Genomic DNA, 17,699 nt, shown 5'->3' with positions numbered 1-17,699 from the left:
TATGTTGAAAGATAAACCGGGGACAGGGCGTAAAACAGCCATTTATATTTTGCCACTCATATTGCTGCTCATACTTTCTGCAGGCTGCAGCGTTACGAAAGTGGTACCAGAGGGAGAAGCCCTTTTTTGGGGGTATGATGTGAAGGTGAAAGGCGAGAAAGACAGCAGCAAACGATCGGCAGATCTGGAGGCAGAGCTAAGCCAGACGGTACGGCCAGAGCCCAACGCCTCCATACTTGGCCTGCGCCCCAAGCTTGCCATCTACAATGCCTTTTATACTGAGAAAGAAAAGGGCATCAAGCACTGGATCATGACGAAGTTCGGAGAGCCTCCCGTGCTGTTCTCCGAACTGGATACCGGCAGCGTAAGCCAGATCATGAGCAGCCGCCTGCACAACAGAGGCTACTTTAACAATACTGTCGGCAGCACGACCACCATCGAAAACAAAAAGGCCACCGTAAACTGGACCGCACGCGTGGGCGAGCCTTACCGCATCCGCAAGATAGAGTACACGCTGAACGATTCCCTGCCCGTGCAACGCGATATTGAGCAGACGCGGGACGAGACGTTGCTGAAGCCGGGAGACCCTTACGATCTGGCGACTTTAACGGCCGAGCGAGTGCGCATTGACGGGGTCCTTAAAAACGAGGGCTACTACTTTTTCAGCCCGGAGCTGCTCATCTACAGCACCGACACTACAGTAGGCGATCGGAAAGTAGACGTGCTGCTTCGTATCAAAAAGGCCGCTACGGCGAAAGCGCTGCAACCCTACAAGATGGACGATATCTTTATTTTCGCCAATTATTCCCTAGGCGACAGCCTGGCCACAAATGACACCATAGACTACAAAGGCTACCACTACATCCCGAACGAGAACTACGTGAAGGCAAAGCACCTGCTGCGCGGCGTTTTCCTGGAGCAGGACAGCCTATACACCCGCGAGGAGCACCTACTCACCAACAAGCGGCTGTCTGCTTACTCGGCTTATAAATTCGTGACCATTGACTATGAAGTGGATACGGTGAAGAATAACGCGCTTGATGCCTTTATCTACCTTACCCCCGCCCTGAAAAAGTCTCTGCGGGCAGAGGCCCAAATGGTCAGTAAATCGAATGGATTCGCGGGGCCTGGTCTGAACCTGGCCTTTCGGAATAAAAACGCGTTTAAGGGATCGGAACTGCTAAGCCTGGAGTTCTCCGGCACCTTTGAGAACTATGTGGGTGGCAGAGGCACCGGCGAGGCTCCCGAAGGTGTGGAGGAAGCAGGCAACCCTAACCTTACCTCCTTCGAGCTGAGTGCCAAGGCATCGCTTTCCATACCGCGCATCTTATCGCCGTTTGAGATTCGGAACCTGCGAACAGAGTTCGCCCCGCAAACTCGCATTGGGGCAGGGTTCAGCTTCCTGAACCGGGTGGGCTTTTTCAGCATGAACTCCTACAGCGCCACGTACGGCTATAACTACCGCCCTACGCAAACAGTCACAATCGATGTCACGCCGATTAACCTGCAGTATGTGCGGCTATCGAACGTTACTCCTGATTTTACAAAATATTTAGTGGACAACCCTTTCCTGCGCCGCAGCTTTGAGAACCAGTTCATTATCGGCTCCATTTACCAGCTGACCTACAGCACCCAAGTATATGAGAATAGAACAAACCAGTTCTTTGATCAGGTGACGCTTGACCTATCCGGCAACTCCCTAAACGCGTTTCAGTCCGTAACAGGGTTCCCTCCGCCAACCGATGATGCGCCCCGTACCATTGCAGGCAGCCGTTTCTCCCAGTATATTTTGCTGGACAACGACTTCAGGCACTACTTTAACTTTGGCAAGGAGAGCCAGCTGGTGACACGCTTGGTAACAGGAGCCGGTTTTGCCTATGGCAACTCCAACACGTTGCCCTATGTAAAGCAGTTTTCGGTAGGCGGGCCAAACAGCATCCGTGCCTTCAGGGCCCGAAGCATAGGACCTGGCAGCTATATAGATACAACTTCAACCTTTTCCTTTTTTGATCAGGTGGGAGACATTCGGCTGGTTGGCAACATAGAATATCGTTTCCCAATAGTAGGCTTTTTTAAGGGAGCCGTATTTGTTGACGCCGGTAACATCTGGACATTTGATAAAAGGGAACAAGCCGTAGATGATAACCGTGACGGTGGCGAGTTTGATCCAAAGAACTTTTTAAACCAGCTAGCAGTAGGAACCGGATTCGGCTTACGGGTGGATGTGGAGTTCTTTGTACTTCGGCTGGATGTTGGCATACCCGTGCGCCTGCCTTACCCGCCTGTGGAGAAGCAGAATGCACTCAAAAACTTTAACGGTAGCTTCAGCGGTGAAAACAGCATGGTGCTGAATATCGCTATTGGCTATCCTTTCTAGTGTTATGCTAATACAAAAAGCAATCGCTTGAGGTAAGCACGGGGATGGCAATGGGACAGATTACACGAGGAACTTCCTCCCTGGCCCCTCCGAGGAGAAAAATTGTCAGCAGGAGTAAAATACCCCTGTAGTCCCCTCAAGGGGAGAGTTATACCTTTTTGTTTCGCTTAAGCTGTTGCGACTTGAACCGATTTTAGTCCTTGGGTTGAGCGCCTTGTGCATGTTGCGGTGCCCGTAAGGGCAGCCCGCAGCGGAGCGAATAGAGGGCCCCTACCCCCGGAGCAGCTTCAGGCACACAGCGCGATGCCCGTATCGAGGGCCCCTACCCCCAGGACGGGGCCCCGCTCGTATAGGGCCCCTTCCCCAGCCGTGAGCGCCCCAAAGTATGAGGTGCAGCAATAGGTATTTGGGAGCTGTAGGGTCAGCGGCAGCTAGTACGTATAGCTTGGCGGAGGTTGCGAAGGCAGTAGCTATGGAAGTATGACTTTAACAAGTGTAGCCTCCGCAACGCAAGTATGGCTTTTCAAGCCAGTCGAGTTACAAACTTGACACCATCAAAGGACACAAGTTAGAAGACTTGCGCCAGTAGTGTGTACAGAGGATTAGCAGTAGCACTTACGTGGCACAAGCGTCCGCTTGAGCCACGTAAGTGCTAGAGGAAACAGAAGTTTGAATGAAAATCAATAAGTATAGGCAAGCTCCCCAAAGCCCCACCTCCACAACGGGCGAGGGAATGATTCTACTCCTTTGGAAAACTTTCCACTATACTTATACAGCTACTCAACCTTTAACCTGAGCATCAATGTATGCCATCATCTCCTGCCACTGTTGCGGGTTAAACCAGGTATACTCTTCCGGGTTCTTGTTGAACCACGTTAACTGGCGTTTGGCATAGCGGCGGCTGTTGCGTTTCAGCAGGCGCACGGCTTCGGCCCAGTCATACTTGCCCTCCAGAAAGTCAAATACCTCCTTATAGCCCACCGTTTGCAGGGCATTGTGGGCGCGGTAGGGGTACAGTTCCTTCGCCTCCTCTAAAAGCCCCTGCTGCAGCATCTGGTCCATACGCTGATCAATGCGGCTATACAATTCGGCACGATCGCGGGTAAGGCCAATGCGGATGCTGTTGAAAGGGCGCTGCTGCTTTTCACTGCGCCGAAAAGAAGAATACGGCATTCCACTGGATACACACACCTCTACCGCCCGGATTATCCGCTGCGGGTTGTCTTTGTCTACCTGGGCAAAGTATAGAGGGTCTAGCTCCTGCAGCTTGTCCAGGAGCGGCTGTAGCCCCGCCTCCTCATACTGTCTTGTCAGCGCCTCGCGCACGTTGGGGTCTGCATCCGGCATCTCATCCATCCCCTCCAGTACCGCCCGCACGTACAAACCCGAGCCACCGGTCATAATCACCACCTCGTGCCGCTCGAAAAGCCGCTCCAGCAAAGCAAGTACATCCTGCTCAAAGGCACCGGCATTGTATGCCTCGGCAATGCTGTGCGAATCCACAAAATGGTGCACTACCCCCTGCTGCTCTGCCGGGCTTGGCTTGGCTGTACCGATGCGCATTTCCTTAAAAAACTGGCGGGAATCGGCCGAAATGATCTCAGTGTTGTAGTGCTTTGCCAGCTGCACGCACAAATCGGTTTTGCCTACCGCTGTAGGTCCTACCACCACCACCAAATGCTTCTGCCTCTTCATCTTATATTATGAGTATACATGTTTTAGTGACTCCATTCAAAAGCCGTATCCTTCAAAGGCAGGACATTTGTAAGCTACTGCGTTCCCCCTTCGTTCTAAATTAGGTTCTATACTAGTACCCCTGCGCTAAGTAATTGCATCATAGAAAAACACTGGAAATAAAGTGCTATTTCTGACACTGCCATTGCTTGTACAATCCACATGGAATCAGTACCTTAAAACTCCCAAGCAGGAAAATGCCGTAACACGTGTTCTGCTGCCTCAGGCAGGAGCATGCCATGCGGGACATAAAATTATTATTTTGCTAAATTATCGCTTAATTTATAAAAATTGCAGCGGAGCAGTGACTAGATTTGTGTACAAGGTTAGCTCCCATACTTTTAGCAGATCAAAAAAATGCCTTACATACCAGTACGTTCGTCTGACGATAAAACAGCACAATTAGCCGTTGCGCTACTGCAGGTTTTGGTGCAATTGGCCAAACCCAGTCACGGCGTGGTGGTTGCCCTGCCAGGCGGTCAGGTACTGGCGGCCAATGCCCCCACGAAAGAGTATACCTCCCCCGAATCTGATTTCCAGCAGACGCGCCAGCTTCGGCACCTCTTCAATATGTCGGAGAAGCGCTTTGAGGCGCTGCTGGGGGAGCTACAGCAGCAGCAGGCACTTACGGGCGTAATTGAGCAGGCCAACTCCGGCAGCTGCCACACCAGCACCTACAGTTGCCGCTTGGTGCAGTTCCAGGAGGAGACGTTTCTGTGCGTGGAGCTCGCCGGTATCGGCCAGCCCACTGCACTCCTGCCCTACGACGGCGACAGCTACCACGATGTGTTTGAGGATGGCACTGAAGCCATGTTCCTACTTGATTGCAGCGGTAGCGTGATCGACATTAACCGGTCTGCCATGGAGCTGGTGCGGCTGGGAAAAGAAGAGCTGGTGGGTAAGCCTATTTCTGCCTCGCTTAAGCTGAACCTGTTTGAGCGGGTGGCCCTGAAGCGGCAGGTGGAGCAAGCCTTTACCGATGGCAGGCAGAAGTTTGAGTGGTGGCTCCACGAGCACGACCATGAGCTGCTGCCTGTGGAGATTACCCTGTTAAAAGGGAAATTTAAGGGGGACCAGGTGCTTTACGGCTCCATCAAGAACCTGAACGAGCTGATTGACACGGAGCAGAACATCCGGTTTCGGAACCACCAGCTGGAGTTCCTGAACCAACTGATTACAAAATTAACAGCCGCCGACAGCCAACACGATGTGTTGCATAACACACTGGATGAGCTGCTGGAGAAAAGCGACGTAAGCGGCGGCTGCGTGTATGGTTACAGCCGTTCCGCGGGCCAGGTGATGCTCTCCTACTCCTCGGGGGAAGTGACAGGCCCGCCGATACAGGAGACGTTGGAGGTAGATACCAGGCTGGTGGAGCAACTGTACGGCAGCGATAAACGCACGGCACTGCTGCGCTTACAGGAGTTCTTCCAGAGCCACCTGCACCGTTCCCTCACTGTGGTGCCGATCACGACGGAGAAAGATGTACTGGCCCTGATCCTGCTGTGGCCGGGCAATGAGGCGCGCATGAACCAGTCTTCCGTGGCCCTGCTGGATTTTATTGGCACAGCCATCGGCAATTACATCTCGCGCCACCAGTTGCAGCAGCAGCTCACCAACACCCAGGACAAGTATAAAATGCTTTTTGAGGCCTCTTATGATGCGATCCTGCTCTTCAAGGACGGCATTGTAGTAGAGTGCAACGACAAGGCCATTGAGTTTTTCAGGTGTACGCGCGAGGACCTGATTGGCAAGTCACCCGTTGATTATTCCCCGGAGTATCAGCCGGACGGGCAGCGATCTGACGAGAAAGCCAGCCTGATTATGCGTGAGGTAATCTCCACGGGCCGCTCCATTACGGTGGAGTGGAAAAACCGGCGCAATGACGGCACACTTTTCGACGCCGAACTGACGATAAACCACCTCCTGTTGGACGGGGAGAATTACGTGCAGGTATTTAAGCGCGATATCACTCAGCGTAAGATGAACCAGCTGGCCAGACGGCGTGAGGAGATTTTGCAGGAATCCATGAGCCAGTTCCGCAATTTCCTTGATAAAGTAAACCTCATCTACTACAGCCTCGACTTACAGGGCAACGTCACGGTTGCCAACGAGTACTTCCTGGAGTACGTGGAGTATACTTCAGAAGAGTTGATCGGCCAAAACTTCTACAATGTGCTTGTGCCGCCAGAGGACAGGGAGCAGCGCCTGCAGGACTACCTTACCGCCGTGGAAACAAAGCAGCTCAGTGCCTACTACGAGCGCGACGTGATCACCAAGTCAGGCCAGGTGAAGACCATCCGCTGGAACTGCATGTTTGAGTACAACCAGGAAGGCCAGGTGCAGGGGGTTGCCAGCGTGGGCAAGGACATGACAGATAAACGCATTGCCATGGAGGCCCTCAAGGACAACAAGATCCGCCTCCAGGACCTGTTTGACAATGCGCATGACCTGATTCAGAATATCTCGGCCGACAACAAGTTCATCTTCGTGAACAAGGCCTGGAAAGACCGCCTCGGCTACACCGATGAGGACATTGAGTCGCTGACCCTGAACGACATTGTGCACCCCTACTACAAGGCCAAGCTGATTTACCAGCTGCGGAACCTGTACAAGGGCGAGAATGTGAACAAGATCGAGACGGTGTTTCTGACCAAAACAGGGAAGCCGGTGCACCTGATCGGCAGTATCACCTGCAGCTGGCAGGATAACAAACCAGTGGCAACGCGTGCCATCCTGCACGACATTACGGACCGCATCAAGGCAGAGCGCCTGCAGAAAGTATACTACAGCATCGCCAACCTGGCCATCAGCAGCAAAGACCTTAACTCGCTGTACTCCGCCATTCACCGGGAGCTGAGCAAGATCATCGAGACGCGCAACATTTACATAGCCCTGTGCAACGACGACCACAAGTTCCTGCACTTTGTGTACCTGGTGGACCAGTACATCGACAAAGTTTCACGATCGCAGATCAGGCGGCCGTTTGCCACCGGGCTTGCAGAGTATATCATCGAGACGGGCAAGCCCCTCTACATGCAGAAAAAAGAGCTGCAGGAGCTGGCAGAGCGCGAGAACCTGACTATTTTTGGTGCACTGCCGGAAGTTATACTTTGCTCGCCGCTCGCCATCGGCGACCGCATCATCGGCGTCATCACGCTGCAGGATTACCAGAACCCCGATGCCTACGTGCACACCGATATCGAGATCCTGCACTTTATATCGAACCAGGTGGCACTTGCTATTGAGCGCAAACGCAACGAGGAACAGATTAACACCCAAAACGCCCGACTAAACGCCATCTTCGAAAGTGGTTCGCACCACATGTGGTCGCTTAACCGCAACCACGAGCTCACCTCGTTTAACCGTAACTTCTCCTCCTCCTTTGAGGACCGCACAGGGCAGCCGCTGGAGCAGTTTACGCGCATAAGCGATGACTCTCTGATCTCGGTGCACGAAAGCTCCTTTGACTTCTGGGAGGACAAGTACGAGAAGGTATTTGCAGGAGAGCCTCAGCATTTCGAACTGTACCTGGACTATACCGAATCGTGGCGCGAAGTATACCTCAACCCCATTTACCTTGACGACGGCAGCTTTGAGGAAATCTCAGGCATTGCACTGGACATCACTGACAAGAAAAAATCACAGCTGGCGCTTGCCGAGAACGAAGAGAAGTTCCGCAACATCTTTGAGTCGTTCCAGGACGTGTACTACCGGGTTGGCCTGAACTCCAAACTACAGATCGTCAGTCCGTCCATCACGCAGTTGCTCGGCTACACCGAGGAGGAAGTGCTGGGGCAGAGCATCGCCAAGTTCTACGTGAACCCTGATAACCTTGTACCTATAAACGAGCGTGTTCTAACTGAGCAGAGCGTTCGGGACATTGAAGTGCAGATGCTGTGCAAGGATGGCTCCCAAAAAACCGTTATGCTGGACGCTAAAATTGTGTTCAGCAACCAGGGCGAGCCGATTGCCATAGAGGGGGTGGCGCGTGATGTATCGGAATTGAAGCGCACGCAGATAGCCCTGCTGCGCGCCAAAGAAGAGGCCGAAAACCTGCTGAAGGTGAAAACCCAGTTCCTGGCTAACATGAGCCATGAGCTGCGCACCCCGATGAACGGCATCATCGGCATGATCGATTTAATGGGCCAGATAAATGTGGATCCGGAGCAGGGCGAGTACATTGATACGCTGCGTAAATCATCAGACGCGCTGCTGGCCATCCTGAACGACATCCTGGACCTGAGCAAGATGCAGGCGGGCAAACTGGTAATACACGAAAGCGGTGTGGACCTGCATGAGACATTGGGCAAGATCCATTCGCTGTTTGTGAACCGTGCCCAGCAGAAAGACCTGAGCTTTACGTACCATATTGAGCCAGACGTGCCCCGCCATATTGTGACGGATGAAACGCGCCTGCTCCAGATCCTGTCTAACCTGACATCAAACGCCATTAAGTTTACAAATGCGGGCAATGTGAGCATACATGTGCAGGCCGAGAAGCTGGGCAAGGTAGATTACAGGCTGCACGTACGGGTAAAAGACTCTGGCATCGGTATTTCGCCGGAAGACCAGCAGCTGCTCTTCAACGACTTTACCCAGCTCGACAACTCCTCCACCAAAACCTTTGCCGGCACCGGCCTGGGCCTTGCCATATCCAGGCAGCTCACGCACCTGCTCGGTGGCGATATCGGTGTGGAGTCGGTGGCAAACTCAGGCAGTGTGTTCTGGTTTAACATACTCGTGCGCCAGGCCAGCACCACCGAGGTGGCCGAGCAGCAGCAGCGCCAGTTGCAGCAGAACCAGGAGGTAGCCGTGCTCGACAACAGCCCGCACGTGCTATTGGTGGATGACAACCAGATAAACCAGAAGGTGGCCCTTAAACTGCTGGAGCGCCTGGGCTGTATTACGGATGTGGCCTCTAACGGCTATGAGGCCATAGAGCGCGCTACAACCAAAAAGTACCATATCATCTTCATGGACATCCAGATGCCGGAGATGGACGGCGTGACGGCAACGAAGCACATCAAGGAACAGCTTGGCACAAGCTGCCCTCCTATCGTGGCCATGACGGCTTATTCGATGAAGGACGACGCCGAGAAGTTCATGGGCCAGGGCATGGACGATTATGTGTCGAAGCCGGTGAAGAGCTCCGACCTGCACACCATGATCAGCAAGTGGCAGCAGGACAATTGGTATGAGTTGCCGCAGCCAGCCGCAGTCGAAGCGGCCCCTGCCCCATCAGCCCCGATCATTGACCTGACAGTGGTGGAGCAGTTGAAGGAGATAGGCGGCGAGGATTTTACAAAGCAGCTGTATGAAGAGTTTGAGGAAGAGGCGGCGGGACTGCTTGCGGAAGCCAAAAAAGAACTCGATTTACAACATTACCAAGGTATTTTAAGTACATTGCATCAGCTAAAAGGCACCGGCTTCACCTTGGGGATTAATCCGCTGGCCGAGCTTGCCAAGCAACTGGAACACGATATCAAAAAAGACAACCTGGAGCACGTAACCGAAAACTTCTCTAAGCTGCAGGATCAATACGAACATTATAGAAAATCTTACAAAGAAATTATATTCACATAGCACATGGCAGAAAGTATGACTATTTTGATTGCTGAGGACAGCTCTGTTATCCTGAACCTGACCAAAAAAATCCTGGAACTGCAGAACTACAAGATTCTGACAGCCAAGAATGGTGGTGAGGTTATCAAGCAGGTAGAATCCAACAAGATTGACGCCATCCTCATGGACTTGAACATACCGGTGAAGAACGGAATGGACTGCACCAAAGAAATCCGCGCGCACGAGAAGCCCGAGATCTCCCAGATTCCGATCATCGCTGTTACCGGCAACGCCAACAACTACAGCATGGAGGATTTCAAGGCGGCCGGCATCAACGATTACCTGCCTAAGCCGCTCGATTTCGACCTGTTAGTGCAAACTGTTAAAAAGCATACTATTAACAAGTAGATGGAGTTAAAGTACACGCGGCCTTTTTTAAGCAAGCTGGAGGATATTTTTGCAGAGTCGGATTTTGTGCTGCGCTACGAGAAGGGCAGCTTTAAAGCCGGCTACTGTGTGCTGAAAGACATGAAAGTAGCTGTAGTGAACAAATATTACAGCCTGGAGGGCAAGATCAACTGCCTGTATGATATACTTCGTACTATTTCAGTGGATGAGAGCCGTTTGAGTGAGAAAACTAAAAAGCTCTACCTCGAAATCTGCAACCAGGAAAACGTCAATTGAAAATAACATTACTAGGCACAGGCACCTCGCAGGGCGTACCGGTTATCGGGTGCACTTGCGAGGTTTGCCGTTCTGTAGATTACCGCGATAAACGGCTGCGCGTATCGGTGCACATCGAGCTAGATGGTAAGAGCATCATCATCGACTCGGGTCCTGATTTCCGGCAGCAGGTACTGCGCGAGCGCATCAAAACGCTCGATGCCCTGGTGTTCACGCACGAGCACAAGGACCATACTTCCGGACTGGACGACATCCGCGCCTACAACTTTATGCAGCGCAAGGACATGCCACTTTATGGCGAGGAGCGTGTGCTGGAGCAACTAAAGCGTGAATTTGCCTACATCTTCGCCGACTCACGGTACCCCGGTATTCCGCAGGTGCAGCTGTACCCTATCACGAACGAGCCCTTTGAGATTGAGGGCATCACCATCACACCTATCCGGGTAATGCATTACAAACTGCCCGTGTTCGGCTTCCGCATCGGCGATTTCAGCTATATCACGGATGTAAACTACATTGCCCCGGAAGAGTTGGAGAAAATACGCGGCTCGAAGGTAATTGTGCTGGATGCCCTGCGCCCTGAGCCCCACATCTCCCACTACTCCCTGGCAGAGGCCGTGCAGGTGCTGGAGGAGCTACAGCCCGAGAAAGCCTACCTGACACACATCAGCCACCTGATGGGCCTGCACCGGGAAGTGGAGGAGCAACTGCCGGGCTTTATACGCCTGGGCTACGACGGCCTTAGAATTGAACTGTAAGTGCACTTAAATTACTACTTCATACGGCAACTGACTCAGGCACTCCGGCCGCTGCTGGTGGGTCTGCAGGCGGAAACGGCCTTTAGCCAGAACAAGGACGAGCTTATACTTGGGTTTGCCGCACCGGAGCGTGACTTTTACATCCGTGCGGCCCTGTCCTCCCATTTCACCTCTCTCTCCTTTCCTTCCGAGTTCAGGCGCGCGCGCGCCAACAGCGTGGAGCTACTGCAGGAAGTGCAGGGGCAGACGGTGGAGGCAGTAGTGCAGCACCTGAACGAACGCAGCTTTCATCTTGCCCTCTCCGGCGGCTATTTGCTGCTGTTCAAGCTTTTTGGCAACAGGTCTAACATCATACTTTACCAGGGGCAGGAGGCGGTGGAGCTGTTCCAGCACAAGTTTGCCGCGGACGCTGAGCTGAACCCGCTGCAGATGGACCGGCCGCTGCAGCAGAACTTTGAGGCCTTTATGGCTGCCAACGGTAACCTCCGCAAAGTATATCCTACCTTCGGCGATCTGCCGGTTTTATACCTGGAGGAGCGCGGCTATACTTCGGCTACGCTGGAGGAGAAGTGGGAACTGGTGCAGGACATGCTGGAGATACTGGAGGAACCCCAGCAATATTACATCATCCGGCTACAGGGCAAGCTCCGGCTGTCGCTGCTACCCACAGGCGAACTGCTTCATACGTATACAGAACCGCTGGAGGCGCAGAACAGCTTTACGCGCCTATACTTGTCGGAGACGGGCTTTGAGCGGCAGTACGAGCAGGCAAAGCAACAACTGGAGCGCAAGCGCCACATCACGCAAACGGTGATGGAGCAAAGCACGCAGAAGCTGCAGGAGCTGCGCCACGACCGCTCCTACTCCCAGACAGCCGATGTACTGATGGCAAACCTGACCAACATACCTCCACGGGCCACAGAAGTGGAGCTCTACGACTTTTACACCGACCAGACCCGCACCTACAAGCTAAAGCAAAACGAAACACCACAGAAGGCGGCAGAGCGCCTGTACCGCAAAGCCAAGAACCAGCACGTGGAAGTAAAACAGCTGGAGGAAAAAGCGGAACGGAAACTGGAGGAGCTGATCGTGCTGGAAGATGCCCTGCAGGCACTAGCCGAGGTGCAGGATTACAGGCAGCTCAAGCCCTACCTGCGCGACTATAACCACCTGCTGGGCAGCAAGCAACAGGAGCAGCAGCAGGTGCCTTTCCGGGTGTTCGAGACTGAGGGCTATAAAATACTGGTGGGCAAGAGTGCCCGCAACAACGATGAACTCACGCAGCGCCATACGTACAAGGAGGACATCTGGCTGCACGCCAAGGATGTGTCAGGCTCGCATGTCGTGATCAAGCACCAGGCGGGCAAAACCATTCCAGTAACGGTATTGGAGAAAGCGGCTCAACTTGCCGCCTACTACAGCAAGCGCAAATCCGACAGCCTCTGCCCCGTCATGTATACCCCTAAAAAATGGGTGCGCAAGCCAAAAGGCTCGGCGCCGGGTGCCGTGGTGGTGGAGCGCGAAAAGGTGCTGCTGGTTAAACCGGAGAATCCGTTTGCGTCTTCAACGAAATAAAGGGCACAAGTAGCAGGGCCGAGACACAAGACGCGAAATTTTTGAAATGATGATTGGCTCCTAGTGTGCGCCTGAGGCCCCTTGGTATGGAGAAGATTCGGAAATTGTTTAGAAAGGTATAATAGCAAAAAGAGCAGCTTTTGGGCTGCTCTTTTTGTTTGATGTGCGCGCGGGGAGATTCGAACTCCCACACCCGAAGGCACCACCCCCTCAAGATGGCGTGTCTACCAGTTTCACCACGTGCGCAGGTAAAATGTGGTTGCAAAAGTAAAGAGGGCGTTCCAATATTCCAAAGGCGCAGGATTAAAATTTAGCAGCCGCAACATTTCCTCTGTTAAAGCCGCTGCCAAAGAACCTTCGCCACTGCCGCAGTGTTGGTTTTACATGCTGTTGCCCCCGAATAAATCAGGAGAAAAACAGAAACAATTTAAGAAGATAAAGGCTTAATAATAAGAAGCCGCCATGGCATTGCGTTCTGGTTATACTTGCGCGACAAGTATAACTGCACCCATTTGTTGTTTCAGGGTTATGTAGAGGTGTTTTTATGAGCATAGAAATAAACGGATTATCGAAGGTTTTTGGGAAGAAGCACGTGCTGCAGGATATCAGCTTAACGGTTGCCCCCGGTCAGATTTACTGCCTGCTGGGCAAAAACGGCGTTGGCAAAAGCACGTTCCTCAATTGTATTCTGGACATGGTGAAGCCTGACAGCGGCAGCATTACCTTGTTTGGCAAAGACTACCACAAGCACCAACTGGAAGTAAAGCAAAACCTGGGTGCTTTGTGCGAAGATAATCCATTGATAGAAGAGTTTACAGGCGTGGACTACCTGAACTTCGTGGCCAAGCTGTACCGACTTTCTCCTGATGAGGCCGAAGAGCGGATCAGCAGCCTCATCAACTACTTTTTCACTGATAAGGAATCGCTGCACAAGAACGTTGCCGGCTACTCGACCGGCATGAAAAAGAAGGTGGGTGTTGCCGCTGCCATGCTGCACAAGCCGCAGGTGCTCCTGCTCGATGAACCCTTCACTGGGCTCGACCCGATTGCCGCGCAGTTGCTCGTGCAGCTCATCCGAAGTTACCGTAACCCGAACCGCGTGATCCTGATCTCTTCCCACGACCTGAACTACGTGGAGAAGATAGCTACCCACATCGGCGTGTTAAACGATGGCCACCTGCTCTATAACGGCTCGTTGCAGGAGTTTACTATGAACGGGGAGCACCTAATCGATCAGGCGCTTTTCCAGCTGCTGCTGCCACCCCAAAGCACCGAAACCAAACTGGACTGGATGTTTACCTAATAAAGCATTGAGGGGGAAGAGTTATACTTCAGAGTAGGCAACTCACAACTTTCAACTCTAAACACATAACTAAATAAAATGGATCTGATTGTATTCTGCTGGCGTGCCCGGATAAGGAGTTTTTTTGGGGAGAGGCACCTGAAGAATGTGTTGCTCCTGATTTTAGGCGTGCTGGCGGCCGGTGGATACAGTTGGCTGTTCACGTACCTGCTAAACCTGGCGCACGAAAATAAATTTGCTTCCGGCACCGACGAGGTGCTGGCTTACTCAAACCTGTTCCTGCTGGCCATTATCATTCTGAAGGGTTTTTTCCCGGCATATGTGCCCAAGGCCAACCTGATCAACCAGATCTATCCACTGTCGGCCCTGCAGCGTTTCCGGGCCGAATTACTGGTGGAGTTAGTGTCGCCTTTCTACTTTGTGGCGCTTAATTTCCTGGTGCTGCTCTTTCTCTCCTCGCCCCACTACACCGTGCTCCACCTGCTGCAAAGTATACTGGTGCTGCTTACGGCCCATGTAACACTGCGCTCGCTGCAGGTATTGGTGGAGCGCAGAACACGCTGGCGCAGTGCCAACTTTTACTCTGCCGCTGTCATGGCTGCCGCCTTCATTGCCCTGCAGGCCCGCATGCCCATGTTCAAGGCCACATCTGATTGGCTGATGCTGGTGGTGCACATGGCCGCGCTTGGCTTCTTTTTGGGCGCAAATTTCCTGCTGGAGCTGGCTGCCGCCGAGCCGCGACGTAAAATAGTGGAGCACAGCACCGATGCCAGGAGAAGTATAAACTGGCGCCTGCTCAGGAACCACAAACTGGTAAAGCAGATGCTTCTGTTCGGGTTAGCTTTTAAGGTCATTCTACTGGGTCTGGATGCCTTCGCCTATACCAGCAAGGGCCAGCATGTGCTGGACGAAATCGCAACGCTGTGGCTCTTTGCCGGCCCCATCATCGTCTACTCCTATGTGTTTAACAACCTATGGGGCTTCTACCGGAATCTGTGGCTCACCATCGAGCGCTCCAGCAACAAGGCAAAAGACCTGGTGCGGGTAACGCTGCAACTACTGCGCCTGCCCCTCCTGCTCGACGCGGCCGTTACGTTTGCCTATATTGCGTTTTTCAACCACGAAAATGCCCTTTTTGCGGTGGTGATGTATGTAGGGGCTATCCTGTTGTTAACGCCGCTGAGCATTGTTGCCTCCATCGTGAGTCCTAAAACAGTGAAGGGAGGCTTGTTCAGTTTCAGCTCAAAGACCTCTACTCTCTTTAACTTTCTCTCCATTGGCCTCTTCGGAATGCTGTTTCTGCCGCTCCTGCACCCTATCCTGTACCTGGTGTACCCGGTGCTGATTGCAGGCGCCATGCTGGCCATGGTGGCCGTGCTGAAGGAGTACCCCAAGTATAAGTATAAACTGCACGAAACGCATTTTAAGGCAGCGTAGGGGCGTCGGCCGCAAAGAATGATTGCCTTGTTGAAAAGAGAGGATACAGAAAAGTACCTGGATGTAAATAAAAAAAGGCCACTCGTTTAGGAGTGGCCTTTTTAGTGATCCCGCTGGGATTCGAACCCAGGACCCATACATTAAAAGTGTATTGCTCTACCAGCTGAGCTACAGAATCAGTACGCGTTGTTTCCCGATTGGGAGTGCAAAGATAAAACTTTAAGTTTAACTTTCAAATTTATTTTTCAGCCTCACCCGTTTAGGAGGCGGAAAGAAAAAGCCTTTCGATTAGGAAAGGCTTCGGCTTTCTTTGGTGATCCCGCTGGGATTCGAACCCAGGACCCATACATTAAAAGTGTATTGCTCTACCAGCTGAGCTACAGAATCTTTTTATTAACTTGCAATCACAAAGCGTTTCCCTGAATTGCGATGCAAAACTAACAGCTAAGTTTTTAAATGCAAAACATCTTATCCAAAATATCAGCCATTCTGGTTATTTTTTTGGCACTTTCAGCGGAACAAGCTACTGCTCAAGCAAATAATTTAACACTGGCTAAAGCCGATTCCCTGTTTCTGGCGCAGCAGTACTCCAACGCTTTTGTGCTATACGAGCAAATACTCGAGGAAGAGCAGCATTACTCTCCGCAGATGCTCCTGAAGATGGCTTACACCAAAGAGGGGCTGCGCGATTATACGGGTGCTATGTACTACCTGCACCTGTTCTACACCAAAGAACCCAGCCGCTCCACGCTCAAAAAGATGGAGGAACTGGCCCAGGTGCACCGCCTGCAGGGCTATGAGTACAGCGACCTGCAGTTCTTCAAAACACAGTTCAGCAAGCACTACATGCGCCTGCTGGAGCTGATGCTGCTCGTAGCGGTAGTAACTGCAACCACGCTGGTTGTACTGTGGCGCAGGGGCCGTCGGTTTGACCGAAACCTGAAAATTGGGTTTGCGCTTTACCTGCTGTTTATACTCTACTACGTCAACTTCCTGAGCCTGGGTGAGGCAGGCATTATCCGGAACGACCATGTGGCTGTCATGTCGGCACCCTCTGCCGGCTCCAACTGGCTTGCCACGGCCACGCAGGGCCATAAAGTGCCCATAACCGGGGAGCAGGACATCTGGTACGAGATAAAATGGAAAGGCGAGACAGCCTATATCCGCAAAAGCAATCTGCTGGAGCTACCATAGGTTCGTTGTCCGTTGATTGTTTTTCGTTGATCGCGGGATGTAGCGAAACAGCATTTCAGAAACGCATTGCCCTCTTTTCCCCAAGCCTCATCCACATTTTGTCATCTGGTAAGGAGCTTGTTTGCGCGTCTTAATGCCTTCGCCACCAGCCTCTATGATGATCTTCACAAGGTAAAAAAAATCCCCCCTGCGAACAACGAGCAACGAAAAACGATTAACGCTTTTGCAGCGGCGAGTCTTTCTCCTTCGCCATCACATTGTACACCAATTTATCGGCCAGGCTCGGAAAGAGTTTGTTTACCCAAACCGCCAGCTTGCCCTGTGTGGTCATCACCAGGTCGCGTTTGCGTTTGATAGTGGCCTGCAGAATACGGTCCGCTACCTCTTCTGCGCTCATCATCTTCTCTTCTGCGCGTGGTGTCTCCCCTTGCTGCTGTCCGTCGGCTGCCAGCGCGGTGTTGCGAATGTTGGACGCCGTAAAGCCAGGGCAGGCCAACAGCACATGCACCCCTGAATGCAACAGTTCTGTTCGCAGCGTCTCCAGGAAACCGTGCATGGCAAACTTTGAGGCCGAGTACCCCGTGCGGGCCGGCAAGCCCCGGTAGCCGGCTATGGAGGAAACGCCTACCACAGAGCCCTTTGCTGCTTTGATGTAAGGTAAAGCAAACTTGGTGGTATACACCGTTCCCCAGAAGTTGGTGTCCATCAGTTTGTGCAGCACTTCCAGGTCCAGGTCCTCAAAAAGGGCCCGCATCGAGATCCCGGCATTGTTGATGAGCACATCCAGCTTGCCATACTTGGCTACAGTCTGCGCGACCATCTGCTCGCATTGCGCGGCTATACTTACATCGGCCTGAATGGGCAGGTTGTCGATACCTGCAGCCTGCAGTTCGGCAGCCGTTTGCTCCAGCCCCTGCGGGTTGCGGCCCGAAAAAGCCACCTTTGCCCCTGCCCTGCCAAACGAAAAAGCCAGGGCTTTGCCGATGCCGGATGTACCGCCTGTGATGAGCACTACTTTATTTTTCATGTATTCTGTTTTCAATCCTCAAATTACCTGCAAAGATAAGTTTTA

General features: G+C 52.6%; 11 protein-coding genes and 3 tRNA genes. 9 read left to right on the top strand and 5 right to left on the bottom strand.

Annotation, left to right across the window (positions count from 1 at the left end; all coding sequences use genetic code 11):
- Position 1: 1 nt before the first annotated feature.
- On the top strand, positions 2-2,377 hold the full coding sequence (gene tamL, locus A0W33_RS14000) for a translocation and assembly module lipoprotein TamL (protein WP_229802264.1): 2,376 nt from the start codon (positions 2-4) through the stop codon (positions 2,375-2,377).
- 780 nt (positions 2,378-3,157) lie between these two features.
- Here tamL and miaA read toward each other — a convergent pair.
- Complete coding sequence (miaA, locus tag A0W33_RS13995) at positions 3,158-4,072, bottom strand: tRNA (adenosine(37)-N6)-dimethylallyltransferase MiaA (RefSeq protein ID WP_068838771.1); 915 nt, start codon at positions 4,070-4,072, stop codon at positions 3,158-3,160.
- 396 nt (positions 4,073-4,468) lie between these two features.
- Between miaA and A0W33_RS13990 the strand changes: the two genes are divergently transcribed.
- Genes A0W33_RS13990 through A0W33_RS13970 form a run of 5 tightly spaced genes read left to right on the top strand, consistent with a single transcriptional unit; the run spans position 4,469 to position 12,693 of the window.
- Positions 4,469-9,697 (top strand): PAS domain S-box protein, encoded by a 5,229-nt coding sequence (locus A0W33_RS13990; protein WP_068838770.1) that lies wholly within the window; start codon positions 4,469-4,471, stop codon positions 9,695-9,697.
- A gap of 3 nt (positions 9,698-9,700) precedes the next feature.
- Positions 9,701-10,084: a response regulator gene (locus tag A0W33_RS13985; RefSeq protein ID WP_068838769.1), complete on the top strand. Its 384-nt coding sequence runs from the start codon at positions 9,701-9,703 to the stop codon at positions 10,082-10,084.
- A complete protein-coding gene (locus A0W33_RS13980) occupies positions 10,085-10,360 on the top strand; it encodes a hypothetical protein (protein WP_068838768.1) in 276 nt (91 codons plus the stop codon).
- Positions 10,357-11,118 (top strand): MBL fold metallo-hydrolase, encoded by a 762-nt coding sequence (locus tag A0W33_RS13975; RefSeq protein WP_068838767.1) that lies wholly within the window; start codon positions 10,357-10,359, stop codon positions 11,116-11,118. The genes A0W33_RS13980 and A0W33_RS13975 overlap by 4 nt, the downstream gene beginning before the upstream one ends.
- The gene (locus A0W33_RS13970; RefSeq protein ID WP_068838766.1) at positions 11,119-12,693 is read left to right on the top strand and encodes an NFACT RNA binding domain-containing protein; all 1,575 of its coding nucleotides are present in this window, start codon (positions 11,119-11,121) and stop codon (positions 12,691-12,693) included. It begins immediately after the preceding gene.
- Positions 12,694-12,857: 164 nt separating this feature from the next.
- On the opposite strand, the gene A0W33_RS13965 is transcribed toward A0W33_RS13970, so the two are convergent.
- Positions 12,858-12,939, bottom strand: a tRNA-Leu gene (locus tag A0W33_RS13965).
- Between the two features lie 298 nt (positions 12,940-13,237).
- Between A0W33_RS13965 and A0W33_RS13960 the strand changes: the two genes are divergently transcribed.
- Positions 13,238-13,996, top strand: coding sequence for an ABC transporter ATP-binding protein (locus A0W33_RS13960; RefSeq protein ID WP_068838765.1), 759 nt, complete (start codon positions 13,238-13,240; stop codon positions 13,994-13,996).
- Between the two features lie 78 nt (positions 13,997-14,074).
- Positions 14,075-15,433: a hypothetical protein gene (locus A0W33_RS13955; RefSeq protein ID WP_068838764.1), complete on the top strand. Its 1,359-nt coding sequence runs from the start codon at positions 14,075-14,077 to the stop codon at positions 15,431-15,433.
- 105 nt (positions 15,434-15,538) lie between these two features.
- On the opposite strand, the gene A0W33_RS13950 is transcribed toward A0W33_RS13955, so the two are convergent.
- Positions 15,539-15,611: transfer RNA gene (locus A0W33_RS13950), tRNA-Lys, on the bottom strand.
- 133 nt (positions 15,612-15,744) lie between these two features.
- A tRNA-Lys gene (locus tag A0W33_RS13945) sits at positions 15,745-15,820 on the bottom strand.
- 69 nt (positions 15,821-15,889) lie between these two features.
- Here A0W33_RS13945 and A0W33_RS13940 point away from each other — a divergent pair.
- A complete protein-coding gene (locus A0W33_RS13940; RefSeq protein WP_068838763.1) occupies positions 15,890-16,627 on the top strand; it encodes an SH3 domain-containing protein in 738 nt (245 codons plus the stop codon).
- 214 nt (positions 16,628-16,841) lie between these two features.
- Here A0W33_RS13940 and A0W33_RS13935 read toward each other — a convergent pair whose 3' ends face one another.
- Positions 16,842-17,654, bottom strand: coding sequence for an SDR family oxidoreductase (locus tag A0W33_RS13935; protein ID WP_068838762.1), 813 nt, complete (start codon positions 17,652-17,654; stop codon positions 16,842-16,844).
- Between the last annotated feature and the right edge of the window lie 45 nt (positions 17,655-17,699).

Origin of the sequence: Pontibacter akesuensis, from assembly GCF_001611675.1 — a bacterium.
GTDB classification, from domain to species: domain Bacteria; phylum Bacteroidota; class Bacteroidia; order Cytophagales; family Hymenobacteraceae; genus Pontibacter; species Pontibacter akesuensis.
Note: the sequence above shows the minus strand (reverse complement) of the source record. Positions and strands in the feature narration are given on the sequence as shown.

Excerpts from the sequence above, each read along its gene's own strand:
- A0W33_RS13940 (WP_068838763.1), top strand. The coding sequence starts at position 15,890 with ATGCAAAACATCTTATCCAAAATATCAGCCATTCTGGTTATTTTTTTG.
- A0W33_RS13990 (WP_068838770.1), top strand. The coding sequence starts at position 4,469 with ATGCCTTACATACCAGTACGTTCGTCTGACGATAAAACAGCACAATTA.
- A0W33_RS13980 (WP_068838768.1), top strand. The coding sequence starts at position 10,085 with ATGGAGTTAAAGTACACGCGGCCTTTTTTAAGCAAGCTGGAGGATATT.
- A0W33_RS13955 (WP_068838764.1), top strand. The coding sequence starts at position 14,075 with ATGGATCTGATTGTATTCTGCTGGCGTGCCCGGATAAGGAGTTTTTTT.
- A0W33_RS13935 (WP_068838762.1), bottom strand. The coding sequence starts at position 17,654 with ATGAAAAATAAAGTAGTGCTCATCACAGGCGGTACATCCGGCATCGGC.
- A0W33_RS13985 (WP_068838769.1), top strand. The coding sequence starts at position 9,701 with ATGGCAGAAAGTATGACTATTTTGATTGCTGAGGACAGCTCTGTTATC.
- A0W33_RS13960 (WP_068838765.1), top strand. The coding sequence starts at position 13,238 with ATGAGCATAGAAATAAACGGATTATCGAAGGTTTTTGGGAAGAAGCAC.
- miaA (WP_068838771.1), bottom strand. The coding sequence starts at position 4,072 with ATGAAGAGGCAGAAGCATTTGGTGGTGGTGGTAGGACCTACAGCGGTA.
- tamL (WP_229802264.1), top strand. The coding sequence starts at position 2 with ATGTTGAAAGATAAACCGGGGACAGGGCGTAAAACAGCCATTTATATT.